The 19,070-nt window shown below is 43.0% G+C and carries 18 protein-coding genes and 4 pseudogenes; 11 read left to right on the top strand and 11 right to left on the bottom strand.

The window, feature by feature from the left end; translation table 11 throughout:
• Nucleotides 1-154: 154 nt before the first annotated feature.
• Nucleotides 155-343: a hypothetical protein gene (locus MOB98_RS07115; protein ID WP_019258112.1), complete on the top strand. Its 189-nt coding sequence runs from the start codon at nt 155-157 to the stop codon at nt 341-343.
• Nucleotides 344-381: 38 nt separating this feature from the next.
• Here the strand turns inward: MOB98_RS07115 and MOB98_RS07110 are convergent, their stop codons facing one another.
• Both MOB98_RS07110 and MOB98_RS07105 read right to left on the bottom strand, forming a co-directional pair.
• Entirely contained in the window at nt 382-1,560 is a 1,179-nt protein-coding gene (locus tag MOB98_RS07110) for a macrolide family glycosyltransferase (protein ID WP_268367029.1), read from the bottom strand.
• A gap of 22 nt (nt 1,561-1,582) precedes the next feature.
• A complete protein-coding gene (locus tag MOB98_RS07105; protein WP_268358835.1) occupies nt 1,583-2,773 on the bottom strand; it encodes a cytochrome P450 in 1,191 nt (396 codons plus the stop codon).
• Nucleotides 2,774-3,162: 389 nt separating this feature from the next.
• Here MOB98_RS07105 and MOB98_RS07100 point away from each other — a divergent pair, with 389 nt between their 5' ends.
• Nucleotides 3,163-3,441 (top strand): hypothetical protein, encoded by a 279-nt coding sequence (locus MOB98_RS07100; protein ID WP_268358836.1) that lies wholly within the window; start codon nt 3,163-3,165, stop codon nt 3,439-3,441.
• Between the two features lie 29 nt (nt 3,442-3,470).
• On the opposite strand, the gene MOB98_RS07095 is transcribed toward MOB98_RS07100, so the two are convergent.
• The 4 genes from MOB98_RS07095 to fdhF all read right to left on the bottom strand — a co-directional run bounded on the left by MOB98_RS07095 (nt 3,471) and on the right by fdhF (nt 8,524).
• Nucleotides 3,471-4,097: an NUDIX hydrolase gene (locus MOB98_RS07095; protein ID WP_268358838.1), complete on the bottom strand. Its 627-nt coding sequence runs from the start codon at nt 4,095-4,097 to the stop codon at nt 3,471-3,473.
• Nucleotides 4,098-4,174: 77 nt separating this feature from the next.
• Nucleotides 4,175-4,816 (bottom strand): DUF4352 domain-containing protein, encoded by a 642-nt coding sequence (locus MOB98_RS07090; protein ID WP_268358839.1) that lies wholly within the window; start codon nt 4,814-4,816, stop codon nt 4,175-4,177.
• Nucleotides 4,817-5,013: 197 nt separating this feature from the next.
• Nucleotides 5,014-5,574, bottom strand: coding sequence for a DUF1641 domain-containing protein (locus MOB98_RS07085; protein ID WP_268358840.1), 561 nt, complete (start codon nt 5,572-5,574; stop codon nt 5,014-5,016).
• The gene (gene fdhF / locus MOB98_RS07080) at nt 5,567-8,524 is read right to left on the bottom strand and encodes a formate dehydrogenase subunit alpha (protein WP_268358842.1); all 2,958 of its coding nucleotides are present in this window, start codon (nt 8,522-8,524) and stop codon (nt 5,567-5,569) included. The genes MOB98_RS07085 and fdhF overlap by 8 nt, the downstream gene beginning before the upstream one ends.
• A 138-nt stretch (nt 8,525-8,662) precedes the next feature.
• Between fdhF and MOB98_RS07075 the strand changes: the two genes are divergently transcribed.
• Nucleotides 8,663-9,238 carry a YjgB family protein gene (locus MOB98_RS07075; protein ID WP_268358843.1) on the top strand — a complete coding sequence of 192 codons (576 nt, stop codon included), beginning with the start codon at nt 8,663-8,665 and terminating at the stop codon, nt 9,236-9,238.
• A gap of 99 nt (nt 9,239-9,337) precedes the next feature.
• A pseudogene (locus tag MOB98_RS07070) lies at nt 9,338-9,729 on the top strand (DUF2809 domain-containing protein).
• 12 nt (nt 9,730-9,741) lie between these two features.
• Here MOB98_RS07070 and MOB98_RS07065 read toward each other — a convergent pair.
• Nucleotides 9,742-10,638 (bottom strand): annotated as a pseudogene (locus MOB98_RS07065) (DUF2268 domain-containing protein).
• Between the two features lie 125 nt (nt 10,639-10,763).
• Here MOB98_RS07065 and MOB98_RS07060 point away from each other — a divergent pair.
• The gene (locus MOB98_RS07060; protein ID WP_014476499.1) at nt 10,764-10,931 is read left to right on the top strand and encodes a YjfB family protein; all 168 of its coding nucleotides are present in this window, start codon (nt 10,764-10,766) and stop codon (nt 10,929-10,931) included.
• Between the two features lie 126 nt (nt 10,932-11,057).
• Complete coding sequence (locus MOB98_RS07055) at nt 11,058-11,531, top strand: YjfA family protein (protein ID WP_268358846.1); 474 nt, start codon at nt 11,058-11,060, stop codon at nt 11,529-11,531.
• A gap of 50 nt (nt 11,532-11,581) precedes the next feature.
• Here the strand turns inward: MOB98_RS07055 and MOB98_RS07050 are convergent, their stop codons facing one another.
• Entirely contained in the window at nt 11,582-12,982 is a 1,401-nt protein-coding gene (locus tag MOB98_RS07050) for a polysaccharide deacetylase family protein (protein WP_268358848.1), read from the bottom strand.
• Nucleotides 12,983-13,235: 253 nt separating this feature from the next.
• Here MOB98_RS07050 and MOB98_RS07045 point away from each other — a divergent pair, with 253 nt between their 5' ends.
• The 3 genes from MOB98_RS07045 to MOB98_RS07035 all read left to right on the top strand — a co-directional run bounded on the left by MOB98_RS07045 (nt 13,236) and on the right by MOB98_RS07035 (nt 15,433).
• Nucleotides 13,236-13,439 (top strand): spore coat protein, encoded by a 204-nt coding sequence (locus MOB98_RS07045; RefSeq protein WP_268358850.1) that lies wholly within the window; start codon nt 13,236-13,238, stop codon nt 13,437-13,439.
• A gap of 111 nt (nt 13,440-13,550) precedes the next feature.
• The gene (gene cyoE / locus MOB98_RS07040) at nt 13,551-14,552 is read left to right on the top strand and encodes a heme o synthase (protein ID WP_268358855.1); all 1,002 of its coding nucleotides are present in this window, start codon (nt 13,551-13,553) and stop codon (nt 14,550-14,552) included.
• A gap of 551 nt (nt 14,553-15,103) precedes the next feature.
• Nucleotides 15,104-15,433 carry a YjdJ family protein gene (locus tag MOB98_RS07035; RefSeq protein ID WP_268358851.1) on the top strand — a complete coding sequence of 110 codons (330 nt, stop codon included), beginning with the start codon at nt 15,104-15,106 and terminating at the stop codon, nt 15,431-15,433.
• Between the two features lie 105 nt (nt 15,434-15,538).
• Here the strand turns inward: MOB98_RS07035 and ybaK are convergent, their stop codons facing one another.
• Nucleotides 15,539-16,021: a Cys-tRNA(Pro) deacylase gene (ybaK, locus tag MOB98_RS07030; RefSeq protein WP_268358853.1), complete on the bottom strand. Its 483-nt coding sequence runs from the start codon at nt 16,019-16,021 to the stop codon at nt 15,539-15,541.
• 267 nt (nt 16,022-16,288) lie between these two features.
• On the opposite strand from ybaK, the gene MOB98_RS07025 reads away from it, so the two are divergent.
• Together MOB98_RS07025 and MOB98_RS07020 are read left to right on the top strand one after the other, a co-directional pair.
• Nucleotides 16,289-16,684, top strand: coding sequence for a hypothetical protein (locus MOB98_RS07025; RefSeq protein ID WP_268358854.1), 396 nt, complete (start codon nt 16,289-16,291; stop codon nt 16,682-16,684).
• Nucleotides 16,685-16,891: 207 nt separating this feature from the next.
• Nucleotides 16,892-17,396: pseudogene (locus MOB98_RS07020) on the top strand (GNAT family N-acetyltransferase).
• Nucleotides 17,397-17,423: 27 nt separating this feature from the next.
• On the opposite strand, the pseudogene MOB98_RS07015 reads toward MOB98_RS07020, so the two are convergent.
• Both MOB98_RS07015 and manA read right to left on the bottom strand, forming a co-directional pair.
• A pseudogene (locus tag MOB98_RS07015) lies at nt 17,424-17,905 on the bottom strand (YjdF family protein).
• A gap of 215 nt (nt 17,906-18,120) precedes the next feature.
• Nucleotides 18,121-19,068, bottom strand: coding sequence for a mannose-6-phosphate isomerase, class I (gene manA, locus MOB98_RS07010; protein ID WP_268367028.1), 948 nt, complete (start codon nt 19,066-19,068; stop codon nt 18,121-18,123).
• Nucleotides 19,069-19,070: the final 2 nt, after the last annotated feature.

The raw sequence follows: 19,070 nt of genomic DNA, 5'->3' as shown, positions 1-19,070 counted from the left end.
TGCACATTCTTTTATGTATACAAACGTAATAAAGCTATTGTGGCGCAAACCAAAGGAGAAATCAAGATAAACCAAAGCCTCTAAAATCCATTGAATACGCCGGAAGCTTGCTGTAAGATATACAGCAGACACGTTTACGAACGGAGGATCGATCATGGAAACAAAAAAAGAAGAATATGAAACAAAAGGCTACGATACATCGATCATTTACGAGTTTAATGAATATCCGGACGTCCACAGCGGACGCTGCGACAATTGTGATTACACCCTGTTCAAAAGCTCTGTAAAAGGGGGGAAATTTCTCAGAGAATGCCGGAGGTGCGGGATGAAAAAGAACATTTAAATAAAAAACCGAAATCAATGTGATTTCGGTTCTTATGTTTACTGCGGTACAGCGGATTTTTTCATAAACGCTTCAATCTCAGCTGCCGCACGCTCAGCTCCGCCTGCTTCTTTTACATCCTTTTGCATATTCTTGACGCGGCTGAGCACCTCTTGATCACCTGCTACCGCCTGCACCGCTTCCTGCAGTCTGGAAACCGTCACTTCCTCTTTCGGCAAATAAACGCCAAGGCCTAATTCATCGACACGCTTGGCAGTGAGCTCCTGCTCATACATTTGCGGAATGACGACGAGCGGCACACCGGCATTCATCGCTTCCATCGTACTGTTCATCCCGCCATGAGAAATAAACAAATCGGCTTTTGCCAACACCTCAAGCTGAGGCACACTTTGACGAACGGTAAAGTTAGCAGGGATCTCATCCAGGCTTTCAGGATCAATCGTTTTCCCGACGGACATAATCACTTGCCATGAAGAATTCTGAAATGCCTCAATGCACATCTTATAAAACTCCGGCCATGCGTTAAACGCCGTTCCCAATGAAATCAGCATAACTGGGCGATCATCCTTTTCGATCAACAGGCTTTCCTGTTCCGTGCGTTTTCCAAGGGATGGGCCGACAAAACAGAAACGGTCATCGAACGTCTCATGCTGAATCTGAAAAGACTTCGGCATAAAGACAATATTTAATGCTTCCGGCACAGCTAACTGTTCAAATGAAACAGCCGGCAATTGCTCTTGCTCCAAGTAGGCTCTAAATTCAGCCTCTGCTTCTTTCATTTTTAACAGCATGTCTTCATTTCCTAGCTGAAAGGATTCATTTTGGGCATATGAGGAACAGAGCTTGATGACCGGTACATGAAGCTTGTCAGCAAACAATTTTCCCGCTAGCGCAATAAAATCATAGACAATCAGATCAGGATGATCATTCTGATATAACGCCTCAAGCTGCGGCAGAATGCTTAGTGATTCTTTTAATAGACTGATTGGTGTTTCATTTTTTTCCATCAGCTCCCTGATTTGCTTAGGATCAATATTCAGGGATGTATGATAGATCAATGCTTCTGCACCGGCTTGCTGAACAGCAGATGCGAACTCCTCAGTCGTCGCATACGTGACGCGATGCCCTTTCTCACAAAGCTTCTCTACTAAAGCGAGCGTAGGATTGACATGTCCGTACGCCGGGATATTAATCATCGAAATATGGTATTTTTTCATAAATCTCCAGTCTCCTTATCTATTACATTTTCACACGGAAGCTCTTTAATCCGTATATCACGCTGTTTTCAATCGGAGTGATACTGACAAACTCCATATGCGGAAAAGCAGTAATCAAAGACGTTAAAGCGATCGTTGCTTCAAGACGGGCAAGCGGTGCCCCAAGACAAAAATGAATGCCATGGCCAAACGCAATATGCGGATTGGGGTGGCGGCGGATATCAAACGTGTGCGCCCTGTCAAACTTCGATTCATCACGATTTGCTGATGCCACAAAGGCCAGAACCATATCACCTTCTTTAATCAGATGCCCTCCGATCTCCGTATCCCGCTTGGCAATGCGCCTCAAAACCGGTGCCGGCGCCCTGAAACGCAGGGTTTCTTCCACTGCCTGAGGCACCAGTTCAGGATGGCTGCGCAGTTCATCGTAGATATCCGGCGTTTCCAATATGCTGTACATCGCATTTGAAATCAGGTTTGTTGTGGTTTCATTCCCGGCCACCAGCAGCAGTGTACAAAACGGAATCAGCTCTTCACCTGACAGCTTCTCGCCTGTTTCTTCCGCTTTCACCAAAATTGAAATGATGTCCTGTGCCGGTTTGTTTCGCTTTTCTTCTATGATGCCGGCAAAAAACGCCGCCAGTTCTTCCTCACACTTGTTTCGTTCTTCCAAAAAGGCTTTTTCAGCTTCTTCACTCAGATCCTTCGGTGTGCTGACCAGAAGATCAGACCATGCTTTGAACTGATCCATATGCTCTGAAGGCACTCCCAGCAGCTCAGATATCACGATAACCGGAAGCGGGTATGAAAAATCATGAACAAGGTCAAACTCGCTTCGCCCCTGCCATTTTTGAATCAGTTCATCTGTGATTTCCTGAATTCTCGGTTCCCATTGCTTCATCACACGCGGTGTGAACGCTTTATTCACAACAGAACGGATTTGCGTATGCCTTGGCGGGTCCATATTTATGATGGAATTCCCAATAACGCTTGACTGCTGCGGCATATAACTGGAAAACACCTCTTTATCCCCAATAACTTTTTTGACATCATCATAAAGAAAAACGCTCCACACTTGATTTTCTTCATCATAGGAAACAGGCGCTTCCTTTCTCATCGATTCGTACCATGGAAACGGATGATATGCATCCTGTTTGTTTTTTCCATTAAGCAGCGCTCGCTGCAAGGCTTGCCGTCGGTTTAACACATTCATGTATTGTCACTCCCTTGAAAGAATTCAGCAATTGACGTCTTTCTTCACCTCCCGCTTTCGAAAAAGAGAGGGACAATCAAATATAGACAGATCAATAACAGCAGGCAGGCGATCATGATGTCCGATGCAGGCATCATATATTCCCCCTCGAATTTCGTTCATCTTACCATAATCTTTCAATTTTTTTCTATTCTGCACTGCTGTTTTGGCTCACAACGTGACCTTAGGCATAAGCACACAAATCCAATATGCATTCAATTACACCGCTCCGCTCAAAAAATATCCCTGTTTTCAACCAAATGCACTAACTCCAAAAATGACTTTCCCATTATGTAAAATAAGCTGGATCTATGATTAAATAGAAGGTAAAAGGTGAAGGAGAGAACAACATGGCAGCACAGACCAATTTCAAAAAACAAGTTGTCGGCATCCTACTTTCACTTGCATTTGTATTATTTGTGTTCTCTTTTTCTGAGAGACACGGAAAACCGCTTGTTGAGGGAAAAAAGCAGGAAAACTGGCATACTGTCGTCGACAAGGCTTCTGTCGAGATTTATGGCAGCCGATTAGTTGAAGAAAACAAATTAAAGCAAAAACTCGGCCATAAACAAGCCGATTCTATTTTGACCCTTCTGAAACTTGGCAACGAAAAACATATTGCGCTATAAAAAAAGAGCCTTTAGGGCTCTTTTTTTGCTTAGTCAAATATCGCTTTTTTGTCCGGATGGCGCAAAAAGTCAAACAGCATGCAGAGCTGTGAGGGTGTGTTTCGTTTTGGAGAAAGCGGCGGGAGCCTGTCTTCTGGAAAAAAAGCGGCATGGTTCGTCTCAAATCCTGTTTCCCCCTGCCCGCCCGTCATCCTGCATTCAATGAAGATTTTATAATAATGATAAGGCTGAGGCGGATGAGGGTGTTTTTGGCTGTCCAGTACGGCCAGCAATCGAGACGGTTCTGTATCGTACCCCGACTCTTCTTTGATTTCCTTGACTACGTTTTCAGCTGGTGATAAACCAATCTCGCAAAATCCGCCCGGCAGCGACCACAGCTCATCATGTATCTCCCGGACAAGCAAAATCTGATTCTCTCGGAATACAGCGGCACGAACATCCGCTTTTGGTGTCGGATAGCCTTTCTCGCCTTTCCATAAATCAGTGACCACTTCAATGTCCGTCTTTGAGTAATCCGCCATCATTTCTGCGCTGATCCTCATCAGCTCTTCGTACCTTTCTCTGTCATACACATCCTTGGAAAAAGCGAGCCCCGCCTGTGCGATCGCCCGAATCCGCTGCGCCCGTTCCAGCCATTTGACTTGCACTTTTATCACTCATCCTTTCAAGTCAAGTTTCGCTATAAAAAATGCACGTTTTCCACAGATGAAAACGTGCAACTGTAAATTAGCTTCTAATCTAACTTCACCAAGTAATCAATATCGTCCTTTACTCTCTCTTCTGCATTACTGCTATTTGTATCAGCTAAAAACGGATTATATACCAGTGTGTAATGTTTCTGTTCTCCTTTAGGGATGACATAACTGAGTACACCTGTAACCTTTTTCCCCGATACTAGTGTTCCTCCCATAAGGATTCTGCCCTTCTCTTCTATAGAAAAAACAGGCCGCACTGATTGATCATTCTTATCTCTTAAATCAAACCCGATAAAATTGTAGCTTATTGAACCTTTCCCTATATTTTCCATCGTAACTTCTATAATAAGCCGTTCCTCATCATCTTTTATTGTTTTTGTCTCCTCATTTACAGCTCCGCCAACATTCATATATTCACCTTTTTGCACTCTATCAACTTTATTCACTGTAAAATTCGTATGTCCTGCTTTAAATGTTTCTCCTATTTTATGTATTTGATCATCTTTTTTGGTCTTCGGCTCACCGCCTTCTTTCAATTCCTTATCAAGTTCCTTTTCAAGCTCTTCTTGTGATTTTTTTTCTTTCGGTTTTTCCTTCTCTGACGCATCGCTCGATTGGCTGCACGCAGAAAGCGCTAACCCGATCGTCAAGACAAACAGTAGTAATAAGACTTTTTTCATGACTGTTCCCCCATCTAAAGTAATCGATTTCTATTATAATCAGATTTTTCCTTTTCTTAACAGGTAAGAAAGTAACGATTATTTTTATCTCATTCATCACAAACTTACTAATTTCTAGTATTTGAACATTTTCGACTAGTCCATTAGGCCTTTTCATCAAAAAACCCGAGCTGGCTGAAGCCGGCTCGGGCGGGTGGTCAATCTCGCTTATTCATCCCCCTTTTTGCGCGGGGTTCCTGATGATGTTTTTGGTGTTCTGGAGGCTGCGTCGTGCGTTCCAGCTCCTTTGTATCTTGTCCCATTCCTTTTAAAAAGGAAAAGAGCAGTGTAATTGATTTGTTGATTTCCGGGTCTTTGAGCGAACGGATGATATCAAAATACCCTGTCTTTTCTTCCCTGTCCTTCTGCTCCACCGCGTTTGCCACTCCCGCATTCACTTTCAAAATGAGAGGCTCCAGCTGTTTCACGTCCAGCATGCCGAGGGTTCCAAACAGAAGCAATAGATTTTTCAATGTGTTGGCCGTTTCCTCTGTATCAGCCTTTTTCACTAAGATGTCAAGAACTTTATCTCCTTGGCCAAAAAGGCCGCGCAGCAATGGCAGCACGCCGCGCTCGTTCATATGGCCGAGCATATGCAAGGTTTCGAGAATCGCTTCTTTATGGTCAACTAGAGCATCTTCAATTTCCCTCAAATCACGCTTTCGCTGATCCTCTTCGGTTACCTCGATTTTTTGAATTCGTTTAATCGCTTTAGCCATGGTGCCCAATCCCCCTTTTCACGGCGTCACCAGGGAAAATATAATCCTTCCTCGCCCATTTCTTTTGTACCTGCACACCGATTTGCGGCTGCGGATTGCCATTGCGGTGATTGATCTTAGGCAGTGGATTGTTCCCGTCGCGCTTCAAAATTTCCATTTTGGCTGATGTTTCTTTGTAAGCAGGCGTATCAGTATCCTTATCGGCATGGCTGCCTGTTAACAGGTTGATCGCCGCTTCCCCTGAATCATTCATGGGCAGGTATACTTCCTTCCCTTTGACACGATCAGTGATCAAGCACTTCACTTTGACATTTCCAAAAGGCGATGTGAGTCTGACAAGGGTTCCGTCCTGAATCCCTCTTTCTGCCGCAAGCTCAGGAGAAATTTCTAGGAACACTTCCGGTGTTTTCTCGGAAATCCCTTTTGATTTGTAGGTCAGGTTCCCCTCGTGGAAGTGCTCCAAGAGCCGCCCATTGTTGACATGGATATCATATTCCTCGCCGAACTCTTCAGGCTCCGTCCACTGAACAGGATAAAGAATGGCTTTTCCGTCCGGGAAAGGAAAGCGCTCGGTAAAGAGCAAAGGCGAATCCTTTCCATCAGCGCTTACAGGCCATTGCAGGGAATTGTAGCCTTCAAGCCGTTCATAGGTGACGCCGGCATAAATCGGAGACAGCTTGGCTGCTTCCTCCATAATGTCAGCAGGGTGCTCATAGTGCCAGCCAGCGCCAAGCTTATTGGCAACCTCCATAATAATCTGCCAGTCAGGCTTTGATTGGCCCAGCGGTTCAAACACCTGATACAGACGCTGAATCCGGCGTTCTGTGTTTGTAAAGGTTCCCTCTTTTTCAAGGCTCGGGCTCGCTGGAAGAACCACATCAGCAAACTCGGCTGTACGTGAAAGGAAAATGTCCTGCACCACAAAGAAATCAAGCTTTTCAAAGGCGGAATGTACATGATTAATATTGGAATCGACCAGTCCCATTTCTTCACCTTTTACATACATTGCTTTCAACTGGCCGGAATGGATTTTTTCAATCATCTCGTGATTGGTCATGCCCGGCTCCTTCGGCAGCGGCACACCCCACGCCTGCTCGTATTTTTGGCGGACTTGTTCGTCCGTCACTTTTTCATAGCCCGGCAGTCTGTCAGGCATGCTTCCGAAGTCACTCGCTCCCTGTACGTTGTTATGGCCGCGCAATGGGTATGAGCCCGCTCCCGGTTTTCCGTAGTTTCCTGTCACAAGCAGCAGATTAGAGATTGCCGTGCTCGTGTCGCTTCCGCCAATATGCTGTGTCACGCCCATCGCCCACAATGCGCACACACTGTCAGCTTGGCCAATCATCTCCGCCATTTGGATAAGGGTTTCTTGATCGATTCCGGTTTTCTCCTCGGCATATTCAAGTGTGTACGGCGCCAGGCTTTTTACATATTCATCCCGGCCATTCACTCTTTCCTGCAAAAAGCGTTCATCGGCCTTGCCGTTTTCAATTAAATATTTGGCGATCGCATTCAGCCAGACGATATCTGATCCGGCACGCGGCTGGACAAATAAATCAGAGCGCTCTGCCATTTCGTGTTTTCTGATATCGGCGACAATCACTTTCTGCCCTCTCAGCTTATGAGCCCGTTTAATCCGAGTGGACAAGACCGGATGCGACTCAGATGTGTTCGAACCGATAATCAAAACCAGATCCGCTTGCGCGATATCTGTAATTGATCCTGAATCACCGCCATAGCCCACTGTCCGGAACAGGCCGGCAGTCGCAGGAGATTGGCAATAGCGCGAGCAGTTGTCCACATTATTTGTGCCGATGATCCCTCTGGCCAGCTTTTGCATGAGATAGGATTCCTCGTTTGTACATTTAGACGATGTAATAAAAGCAAGTGAATCCGGACCAAAGGTATCTTTTAATTCGGTGAACTTGCTGGCGATCAGCGATAACGCCTCCTCCCACTCTGCTTCACGGAAATGATCGCCTTCCCGGATCAGCGGCTTTGTCAGGCGTTCCTCACTGTTGACGAAATCCCAGCCGAACTTCCCTTTTACACAGGTAGAAATACCGTTGGCTGGCGCCTCCTCCTGCGGCTCTACTTTCAGAATGTCTCTTCCCTTTGTCCAGACATCAAAGCTGCAGCCGACGCCGCAATACGTGCAGACGGTTTTCGTTTTTTTGATTCGTTCATCACGCATGGCCGATTCCATATCAGAAATGGCAAGAATCGAGCCGTAACCTGTCTCTACGCCTTTTGTGATCTCGATCATCGGACGCAGGGTTTCATTATTGATGCCTGTTAAATATCCGGCTTCCCCTTCCATTCCTTTTTCCATCATCGCGTTGCATGGACAGACGGTTGAACAGTGGCCGCATGACACACATGACGACTCGTTGATCGGCACATCGTTATCCCAAATGACGCGCGGGCGTTTCCGCTCCCAGTCAATGGTCAGTGTTTCAGTTACCTGAACATCCTGGCACGCTTCGACACAGCGGCCGCACAAAATACATTGGTCCGGATCGTAGCGGTAAAACGGATGGGATTCATCCTTATGGTAGGGCTTGTGATCAAACGGGATGCTTTGGTGATTGATTTTCATTTCCTTCACCGTATTATGTATTTCGCATCCCCCGTTGTTGTAATCGCAAACTGTACAATACAGCTCATGATTATATAAAATCTTGTCCATCCCGATGACCTGCGCTTTCTTTACATCAGGCGAAAGCGTGTCAATGACATCCCCATCCTTTAACTCAGCGGAGCACGATCTTTTCAGCTCGCCATTGATGCTGACAATGCACGTATCGCATGTTTCAATCGGCCCTAAGCTTGGATGATAGCAAACTTGCGGCACTTCAATTGAACTGTTATTTAAAAGCTGCAGCACCGTCTGTTCTTCGGATGCTTCCATTTCAACGCCGTTTATAGTGATTTTTTTCTTGTCAGCCATCTCCATTCCCCTTTCTTGCTCTATATACCGAATTACCTAATTCTGTTCCCTTGCGCGTGATCAATAAAACATACAAAGCGCACTCTCATGTTTTATTGCATAAACACCGGGAAACGAGATGAAAAAGGAGGGATTAACATGAAAAAAACAATGTCTATTCTAACCGCGGCAGCTGCACTGACAGGCACTCTTTCCGGCTTTGGAGCGGCGTCCTTCTCAACTCCCGCAAAAGCAGCAACGCAAACAAGCACGATCTCCGAAGATACGAATCACTCAGCCGCCGAGCTTGTCAAAAATCTCTACAACACCGCCTACACAGGAGAAATGCCTCAGCAGGTGCAGGGTCTGACCATTAACAAAAGCACAAAAGGCGATGTTCATGCAGCATTAGGGGAACCGGAAAGACCAGTGGGGGGAGACAATCGATTTGATTTATATCACTGGAATATGGGGCAGCCGGGCTACGGATTTTCCTATCATAAGGACATGACGATTTCAGAAATCCGCTACTTTGGAACCGGCGTGGAGCGGCAGCTTAATTTAGGCGGGGTGACACCGGAAGTGCTGCGAAATGAATTAGGTCCCGCGAATCGAGTGTTAACTGTTCCGTTTACCGATGAAATCGATTATGTATATGATACAGGCCAATATGAACTCCATTTTGTAATAGGCACGGACCAGACCGCCGACCATGTAAACCTAAAAGCAAAATAAACCCTTTCGCGGCTGTTCAGCCGCTTTTTTATTGGACAAATAAAAGATATATTCCTTACAATACATGGGAGATCAACCGAGACGGGGTATCAATTGTTAATGAATCGAAATCGATGGATATATGCAGCTTTCACCATACTGGTCATCGGGCTGGGGCTGGGATCTAGAGCGTTCTCCAACATTCTTCCAGCTACCGTCAACATGTATTTGGGAGACTCGCTGTGGGCCGCCATGATCTTTACGGGATGCGGGTTTCTATTTCGGAAACTGAAGACAATGACATCGGGGATGATCAGTCTTTCTTTCTGTTTTGTCATTGAATGCAGCCAGCTGTATCACGCTGAATGGATTGATCGGATCAGAGACACTTTTCTTGGCGGACTTGTACTGGGGTACGGTTTTTTATGGAGCGATATCGAAGCATATACAATCGGAATAGCCGCCTGTGCCGCCATAGAACTGCTGTTTTGGGAAGAAAAAAGCGCCGCTAGATGACGCTTTTTTCATTTGGAAAACAGCCCGCACTGAGATAGAATAGTCTCCGCATCTAAGCGTGTGGCCTCGTTTATCGTGACTTGCTGTTGCTCCATAAATGACTGAACGGCATGATAGCCAACCGCAACTCGCAAATGCCGATAATCCTGCAGGCTCAAAGCCCTGCTCTTTAGCAATTGGATCACCAAACATATAACGGCTGACTTCCGAAAAGCCTTTCACATCCAGCACCTCATTGATCACATCAATGGAATATTGCAAATCCTCATGATCGAAACGCGTTACCCAAGGACCCAATTGTTCCTCGCCAAACAGCTCTCTGGCAAATGACTCAGCCAACCCTTCAATCACAAGATAATCCCCGACACTCACAGAGCCGTGATGAAAATCAATATACGAAAACCGTAAATTATGATGAAACTCATGCGCAATAATTGAAGGAATCCTTTTCAGGTTATAGCTGTTCGGGTCAATCCATACATGAATAAAGCCCGGTATCCCGCCAAACCCGCAGTAGCCTTTTTGCAGCTGTAGCTTATTTGGATCAGCGATATAAAGTCCGAATTTGATCTCGCCGGCATTCAACCCTAGTTGCTTCCGCTCAGCAAAACGCATACATTGCCGAAGCGCAGTTTCAGCTGTCTCTGCAGCATGTGATTCCTTCAATATTTTTAGAGCTTTCTGCCCGGTTTCAGCGTCACGGACATCCAAATAACCAAGCATTTTCACAGCCATCATCACATCATAGCCGTTTGGCTCCTTTGCTTTCAGCGGACTCGGATGGCGCTCCACATCTTTTCAAACGGCCTCATCATCGTATACCGAAATTCATCCTCTCTTTTCTGTTCTTCCATTGAAAACAGCTTTTCGTATTGCTCAAAGGTCTTTTCCATGACAAGATTCATCCTGATCCCTTCCTGTCAAAAACATATGATATGCCGCAGCGTAAGGGTCAACAGGGAAAAGTAATCCTTTTTCCACTGTAAAATCATACAAAGACGCCGATAGGTAAGGCATAGGAGGTGGAACGATGGATATTCCTGCTTTATCAGTTGCGATGCATCAAGCATCGCTTGCCCAAAATGTTAATATCGCACTTACGAAAAAAATGTTGGACACCGCCCAGCAAAATGCAGATCAAACCTTAAAGATGATTCAGCATCCAACGCTTGGACAAACCATTGATGTAAAAGCTTAACCTCACACAATAGGCGGCCAAGAATTCCATCCTCCCGGCCGCCTTTATTGTTCACAAAAAAGCATGCATGTTTTGATTGTTCCTCCGTATGATTTATTGTTTGCCATATTAAGGAGGACAAAGGACATGAAAAGATTGTTTACGAAGGCTTCATTGGTGTTATTCGCAGCAGTATTTGTTTTTGCCGTCAAAGGAGCACCCGCCAATGCGGAAACTCATGCCTACGATGGAAAAAGCCCTTATTACAATGACTGTGCGTCCAGCGGCTCCACAAAAAAATCTTCAAACTTAGTCAATGCCAATAATCAAGTCATCGGAGTGGTCGAGCTCAAATTCAGCAGTACATGTAAAACGGCTTGGGCAAAAATCACGATGAATAACACTTTGACGACGGGCTTTGAGGCTAATGCGGAGATTACCCGGAACACGGATGGAAAGAGATATAACTGTGATTCTGCAGGCGGCAACGGAAAAGCGGTCGCCGGCCAAAAGTCCTGTTATACACCGATGGTATATGATTTAGATCCAAGGACTTCTTACGCTTTCGGCAAGTATTCAGGACCGAATCTGAATGTTTGGGCCACCACAGGCTCTTATTAAATAGAAAAAAGGCTGTCCAGACGGACAATATCCGCGGCAGCCTTTTCGTATTAATTCGCTTCTCTTTGTTTTTTCACCTCTTCAAGCTGAGAGACCGTCACCAATTGATAGCCCTGATCGGTGAGCTTTTTTATAATTTCATCGGCCGCATCAGCAGAGGTTTGGTAAATGTCGTGAATCAAAATGGTTCTTCCATCTCCCGCCTGGCTCATGACACGGTCAACGATTGTTTTTTTGTTACGGTCTTTCCAATCTTCCGGATCAATATCCCATAACGCGACATCCATTTTCAATTGACTCCGCAGTTCATCATTAATGCCGCCGTATGGAGGTCTTACAAGCGTCGGGCGGTATCCGCTTATTTTTTCAATGATGTCTTGCGTATCATTGATCTGTTTTAACGCTCCTTTCACTGAAAGCCTTGTGAGAAGCGGATGGCTCCATGAATGGTTCCCCACCTCATTTCCTTCTTTCAGCATTCTTTTTAGTGTTTCCGGATAATATTGAACCCTGCTCCCCAAAACAAAAAATGTGGCATTGCCCTTATATTTCTTTAAGGAATCCAAAATCTGATTTGTTGTCGCAGGATTCGGGCCGTCATCGAAAGTAAGCGCAATGACTTTTTGATTTGGATCAACTGATTCCTCCTTGGGCAAGGAAATCACTTCATGCTTTGGCTTTTGTTCTTTGATTTTATTTTTGTTTTTTGCTTTATCCATATATTGTTCTTTTACGATGTCTTTCAAAAGGCTTTTCTTAATCGCAATCGATTGCTCTCCAAGATGGCCTGCTGCGACCTGATATGTATCAAAATAAAATTCGATATAATCTTCCTTAATGGCAAAGCGGCTAAAATTTTCTTTTTTCGGTGCCGTTCCTTCTTTTAACAGCGCATCATCTGCAGCAATGTCCTTATCTTTTTTCAGCTCATGATAGGCAATTAACGAAAGCTTATGTAAATAGTCAGCATTCTCATTGAAAATATCATCAATTGATAGAAAAGCTTGCTTACTAAAATCATAGTTAAACGTTTTTTTCACGGTTTGTCCGTTTGCACCGCCGATATATTTATATTCAGTAAATACAATCGCTACTGTCTGCTTGGCATAATGGACAATTTGATAATCAACATTTAATTCGTTGCGTTTTGTCGTATGCTCCTGATTCACGTCTTTTGTTTCCTTCTGAAATTGGCGAACCTCTTTCTCTGCAAAACTCTTTAATACTGCATCCATTTTTTTATTTTTGAAAACTGGATAGTTGACCGCGTAATTGAAAGTTTTCCCGTCATTCACAAGCGTTGCGATCTCTACATTCCCATACTGAGAATCCGTTTTCACTTTATTCATAACCGTTTCTTTTTGTAATGAATTATGGAAAAAGCCGATAAGGCCCGCCACACATACAACTGCTAATAATACATGAAACCATTTGATTCTTTTTGCCAACAACACAAATTCCTTCTTTCATAACCGTTTCGATTTATCCTGCATCAATGTTAGAATCATAACTTTTTAGAAATATTTTTGTAACATTAAAGTAACATTTATTTCACATTTGTAATACTATGAGATTTAGAAGTTCTTGTCAATCCTTTTTCAAGGATTACACCATAAAAAAAATTGAATTCACAAATGTACATACACCCAACTTTCACATCAAGAATATGGTAAATAGAATAAAAAAGTTAGGGAGGTTTTCCTCTTGGATTATCCTTTAAACGAACAGTCATTTGATCAAATTACACCTTATGATGAAAGACAGCCTTATTATTATCCGCGCCCGAGACCGCCATTTTATCCGCCTTATTATTATCCAAGACCGTTTTATCCGTTCTTCCCGTTTTATCCGCGTCCGCCTTACTACCCGTGGTACGGTTACGGCGGAGGATATGGCGGAGGATACTAGTCTTTGTTTACCGAAATGGGGGCAGTCCAGCTCCCCATTTTTTTGTTTTAAAAATGACAATATTATGACATATATAGGAAATAATTGCGTTTTCACAGCCCTCTTGTTACGATAACAAAAGCATGCAGTTTTTGGGGGAGGCGTCTATTTTTGGAGAATACAAGGGATTCTGCGGCTATATCTGAAACGTCATACATAAAACCTGCGAACCGGGTAACAGTTTACGATTTTATCAAACTTGCAAAACCCGGCATTATCATATCAAACTCAATAGCTGCCTTCGGCGGATTTTGGATCGCATTTGCCAGGGCAGAAACACCATTAACAGGAATCGCTTTTTTGATGACAATGGTGACGGCAATGCTCGGAACCGCGTTTGTTATGGCTTCCGGCACTGTCTATAATAATTATTTTGACCGCCATATAGATGCAAAAATGACACGCACCCGCAGCAGGGCCTCAGTCACAGGGAAAATGCCGCCAGCTATGATCTTAACGTATGGCTCCATTTTAGGAATCGCTGGCCTTGCGATGCTCTATTCCCTCAATCCATTAACAGCTTTTCTCGGACTGGCCGCCTTTACTTTTTATGCAATCATCTATACGGTATGGGTAAAACGAACCTCTGTGTGGAGCACCTTTATTGGGAGCTTTCCGGGAGCAGCGCCGCCATTGATGGGGTATTGTGCCGTAACTGGAGACATCAGCATGACGGCAGTGCTGTTGTACGCGATTATGTTTCTATGGCAGCCCCCGCATTTTTGGGCGATTGGAATCAGGCGCAAAGAGGAATATCGGGCGGCGGGCGTTCCGCTCTTGCCTGTTGTAAAAGGAAATCATGTAACGAAAATAAAAATGATTCAATATATTGCAGTCCTTGTCCCGGTGACGCTGTTATTTCCTTTTTCTCTCGGAACCGATCGGATAAGCCCTTTTTATTTCTTAGCTGCCTTGGTTCTCGGGGGCATATGGATCAAAAAAAGCATCAAAGGCTTCAAAACAGGCGATGACGTGAAGTGGGCAAAGGATATGTTTATCTACTCGCTTATTTATTTTTGCCTGTTGTTTTTGATCATAATGATTGATTCATTTGTGATGTTATTGATGAGATGATGTTAAGCAAAAAGAGCCACACATTAGTGTGACTCTTTTTTGTTTGGAAAAACAGCATCTAATAGAAATGTCATGATCAAAAACACAGCCGTGCAAATTAAAAATCGTACGATTTCACTCAAAATCCAGCTATGGGCAATACGCATATGATCGGTTTCCTGAAGGGTTGCACATATTGAGAAAATCGTGAGTATATATTTTAGGGTTTCTTTGTTCATGAATATCATCGCTTTCTCGAACGATTACTTAAAGACAACATAAATGATGAAATAAAGTCCAGCCGGATACAAACCATGTCCGCATTTCATGTTTTAATTGATAGAGAATAAAGTACGTCCCTCAGCTTACTCTCGGGCGCTCGCCAAAGTTAAAAGCAAAATGGCAATAACATATATGCGGTTCTCTAATCGATAAACTTGAACTCTTTTTCCACTATCAGGTATTATAAGCCAAAAGCAAACAAAAAAACAGACATTTTCCTTTATAAAATCATCCATATTACTGTTATATTGTTTAGTTTTTCTAGATTCATAGATTTGGGGGTTATTAAAATGAAAATGACATTTTTAGTCATACAGCTTGGATTTTCTTTTATGGTTTTTCTTTTTTTAGCTGCTGTCAATTGGTATCAAGGAAGTGAACTTATTTCAGATCGGTTTGATTGGAACTATACTGCTAAAATGTCAAAACTCCTAAATGGAATTGACACCATTACTAGCCCCAAGCAAATTTCACAGCTTGATTTTTTTATCTACTCTGCGAAACATTATCCAGTCATGAGTATGTTGATGATCCTTTCATTTCTATTTGTTCTGGCAACTCTTTTTTTGCTCATTTGCTCAGTCAAGTTCAAAAAGCAAAGGATTCATGAAGTGAATTAGATTTTTATTATGATTGAAAAAGAATAATGGCAGATGAAGAAGAACAAGAAATAAGCTTAGTCTAGGCGACTAAGCTTTTTCGTTTATAATTCATTGCGTGCGGATCTATACAATTTCTGCAAATGCTGCATCGCATGCTTTCGCTAAATCTTGTGGCGCTACCTTTAGCTGCATGCCGATTTTTCCGGCACTGACAATGATATAATCAAGAGTTTCAGCTGCTGCATCAATATAGGTCGGGAAGAGTTTTTTCATGCCAATTGGTGAGCAGCCGCCGCGAATATAGCCAGTTACCCCTAACAGTTCCTTCATTGCAATCATTTCAATTTTCTTTTCCCCCGCTACTTTTGCTGCCTTTTTTAGATCTAATTCCTCAGCAACGGGTATCACAAAGACGTAATAATGATTTGCTCCTGCTGTTGTCACCAATGTTTTATATACATGCTCCATAGGATAACCAATTTTTTCTGAAACAGAGATGCCATCTGCCGGCTGGCCGCCTTCTGTTTTGTAACGTAATAACTCATAGGAGATGTTCTGCTGTTCTATCAAACGAACCGCATTTGTTTTTGCCATTTTTTTCGCCATACTCTTTTCCCCCACTATCAAAAAACCTGCATTTGTGTATGTCTTCTTATAGCAATCAACATATAAATTCTATCATCAGAGACAGCCAGATTCTACTGACCTGCATAGTCAAGGCACTGCCCTTTAGCAAATAAAACGGGTATAAAACCATGAAGTTAAGCATCACACCCCTTCAGTTCCAGTCTTAGTCAACTTACAACAAAATAGGAATGAACCAAATACACCCACATACAATTTGTATGAATGTAAAAATAAGGAGTGGTTGCTTTGTATCATTATTTTTATGGTCCTGCGTTAATTCCTTCCTATACACATCCTTATACCCCTCAAAGACATCAAGACTTTTCAGAAAGGCAGAGAAGAAGAGAAATCACACTGACTGTAGACGGCTTTATCCCTCCATCTTCTTCCGAGGATCTCGGAGATGGTTTTTATTCCTTCGCATGGACTGGCCAACAGGTAATTGATCCTGGTGAATACCTTGTTTGTCATCTTGAGGGTCGTGATATCAAAGTCATTAACGGCGGGTTTGTTACACGGGATACTGCTCCATTGTATGCAATCGCAAGCTTTCCAAGGAGAAGAAACCAATGGGTGATTATCATCCATAATCCTGTTCAAACCCAAAGAGCCATATCGCTTTATCTGATTGCGAAAAGGTAAGATAATATGTTTAAAAACGGGTAGGAGCGTTTCATGAACCACGTTTTCCTGCCCGTTTTATAGCTGGCATTATCTCACTTTGTCAATTGCCATACAGTTTCAATAAAGCGATTCATTTCAAATAAACCGTATGTCCTTGGAGCTTTTAGTCAAATCAAGGTTGTAGTATGCTACGATTACTACCAGAAAAAGAAAAGAGGATTACGTATGGTTCTTCTTGAAACGAATCGGTTACGAATAAAAACGATTGATGCTCCCCTTCTAGACGCTGCATCTAGACGAGATCATCAAGCCATTAAAGACCTGGGCTATGAAACAAATGGTGAATGGCCAAATTCTGATTTTTTTGAAGCCATCCCTTATTTCCGTGAGAAATTAGTTGAACAATGGAACAAAAGGATTTGATTCATGGATTATTTTAAAGAAGGACAATAATGAAATTATTGGCGGAACCGGGTTTTTAGGCAACCCGGACACAAATGGCGTGATCGAAATCGGTTTTGCAACAAATAAAAGCCATCGCCGCAAAGGATATTGTGTTGAAGCTGCCCAAAAAATCATAAACTGGGCATTAAGCCAAGATACCGTGAACCACATCACAGCAAGATGTGAACATAATCATTTTGGTTCACAAAATATTTTAAAGAAGTTAGGTTTTGAATTGGAGCATAAATCAGTAGACTTTATGCATTGGAGATACGTTACAATTTAAAAAGCAGGCTCTATGCCTGCTTTTAACTTATTTACCCCTATGCTTCTTTTTCGCTTTTTGCTTTTTGAGAAGTTCCTTTTTTTCTTTTAAGTTTTCCCTCTGTTCTTTTGTTAATTGTTTTTTCTTTTGTTTTCTTGCTTCAAACTCTAGTTTCATTGCTTCTTGAGCTTTAGAAGTCACTCCGGCAATCTTCAATTCTTTTGAAACCTGCCGTTGCAATCTTTTGGGATTTACCTTCTTTTGGTGTCGGCCTTTTAAACGAATCCCTTCCTGCTCAGTTTTGGACATGATAGTCAAGAGTTGGTCATGAACAAAATCTAATACTTCAGAGTCCTTTGGCTCTTTTCCAAATAAGTGACGAAAGGCTCTCAGCTTTCCATTATTAATTTCTTCAATAACGCCTACCCAAAACTGACCATCATAGTAAATCGTTAATTTCATAACGATTCCCTCCTCAACAAAATACTAAAGAATGATGGACATCCCGAGGAGGGGAAGGTTACTGACATGATCATTCATGCATCCGGACTACCAACCGAATCGTGTTTTTTCATTCTCTGACATAAGTTTATCATATATAGAAAAGGATTTAACATTTATTTTCCAGCTCCTTCAGCAGATTTCCCAAAAATTTAAGATTTTTTATCTGTTGAATGAAGCCACCGAACATCTTTTGAAGCTGGGGATTGAACTAAAGCATTAAAAAACTGAATAGCACTGATTTTCATAAATGAGAGACAATACACTCTGCCTGCCCCTCCAGTTTATATTCCCCAAAACCGTAAGGCAGCAACATATGGTCTCCTTTTTTGAATGTATTGACATGCTCACCGGAGAATATTCGGCCTTCCCCTTCGATAACACTGACAAGAAGGAATGGCTTTTGCTGCTGTAAGCTTGCTGATCCTGATAAATTCCACTTTTCCACCGAAAAGTAAGCGCATTCAATCAATGTGGCTATAAGCAAACCATCTATTTGAGCGTATTGAACAGTTTGCTGATCTGGAATAAATGGAACTTCTATCACTTCTGTGCTCTTTTCCAAATGAAGCTCACGCATTTTGCCTTCTGCATCTTTTCGCTCATAATCATATAATCTATAGGTTGTATCTGAATTCTGCTGCGTTTCTAAAACGAGAATGCCTTTCCCAATTGCATGAACAGTACCGCTTGGCACATAGAAAAAATCCCCCGGCTTTACCTTTATGCGGCATAAGAGCTCATCCCAATCTCCACGCTCTATCATCGAGATCAGTTCTTCCTTTGTTTTTGCGTTGTGGCCGTAAATGATCTCTGCATCTTGTTCGCAATCAATAATGTACCAGCATTCGGTTTTTCCGAGCTCTCCGTTTTCATGTGTTTTGGCAAACTCATCGTTCGGATGCACCTGTACCGATAAGTCCTGGTCTGCATCTAACAGTTTTGTTAGAAGAGGGAACCGGTCCCCTTCAAGATGTCCGAATAAATGTCTGTGCTGTTCCCATAATTCGCTTAGCTTGTATCCTTTATACATGCCGTTTTGAACAACGCTTTGCCCATTTTTATGAGCGGCAAAAGCCCAGCACTCCCCGGTTTGTTCTGATGGGATATTATAGCCGAAAGCAGCTAAAGCAGTGCCGCCCCAAATTCGCTCTTTGAAAACAGGCTTGAAAAATAACGGTTCAGTCGTCATGA

The organism is Bacillus sp. N13C7 (genome assembly GCF_026790065.1).
In the GTDB taxonomy this organism is placed as follows: domain Bacteria; phylum Bacillota; class Bacilli; order Bacillales; family Bacillaceae; genus Bacillus.
The sequence above is the reverse complement of the archived record's forward strand: the minus strand, read 5'-3'. Positions and strand labels throughout refer to the sequence as shown.

Excerpts from the sequence above, each read along its gene's own strand:
- MOB98_RS07115 (WP_019258112.1), top strand. The coding sequence starts at position 155 with ATGGAAACAAAAAAAGAAGAATATGAAACAAAAGGCTACGATACATCG.
- MOB98_RS07110 (WP_268367029.1), bottom strand. The coding sequence starts at position 1,560 with ATGAAAAAATACCATATTTCGATGATTAATATCCCGGCGTACGGACAT.
- MOB98_RS07105 (WP_268358835.1), bottom strand. The coding sequence starts at position 2,773 with ATGAATGTGTTAAACCGACGGCAAGCCTTGCAGCGAGCGCTGCTTAAT.
- MOB98_RS07100 (WP_268358836.1), top strand. The coding sequence starts at position 3,163 with ATGGCAGCACAGACCAATTTCAAAAAACAAGTTGTCGGCATCCTACTT.
- MOB98_RS07090 (WP_268358839.1), bottom strand. The coding sequence starts at position 4,816 with ATGAAAAAAGTCTTATTACTACTGTTTGTCTTGACGATCGGGTTAGCG.
- MOB98_RS07085 (WP_268358840.1), bottom strand. The coding sequence starts at position 5,574 with ATGGCTAAAGCGATTAAACGAATTCAAAAAATCGAGGTAACCGAAGAG.
- fdhF (WP_268358842.1), bottom strand. The coding sequence starts at position 8,524 with ATGGCTGACAAGAAAAAAATCACTATAAACGGCGTTGAAATGGAAGCA.
- MOB98_RS07075 (WP_268358843.1), top strand. The coding sequence starts at position 8,663 with ATGAAAAAAACAATGTCTATTCTAACCGCGGCAGCTGCACTGACAGGC.
- MOB98_RS07060 (WP_014476499.1), top strand. The coding sequence starts at position 10,764 with ATGGATATTCCTGCTTTATCAGTTGCGATGCATCAAGCATCGCTTGCC.
- MOB98_RS07055 (WP_268358846.1), top strand. The coding sequence starts at position 11,058 with ATGAAAAGATTGTTTACGAAGGCTTCATTGGTGTTATTCGCAGCAGTA.
- MOB98_RS07035 (WP_268358851.1), top strand. The coding sequence starts at position 15,104 with ATGAAAATGACATTTTTAGTCATACAGCTTGGATTTTCTTTTATGGTT.
- ybaK (WP_268358853.1), bottom strand. The coding sequence starts at position 16,021 with ATGGCGAAAAAAATGGCAAAAACAAATGCGGTTCGTTTGATAGAACAG.
- manA (WP_268367028.1), bottom strand. The coding sequence starts at position 19,068 with ATGACGACTGAACCGTTATTTTTCAAGCCTGTTTTCAAAGAGCGAATT.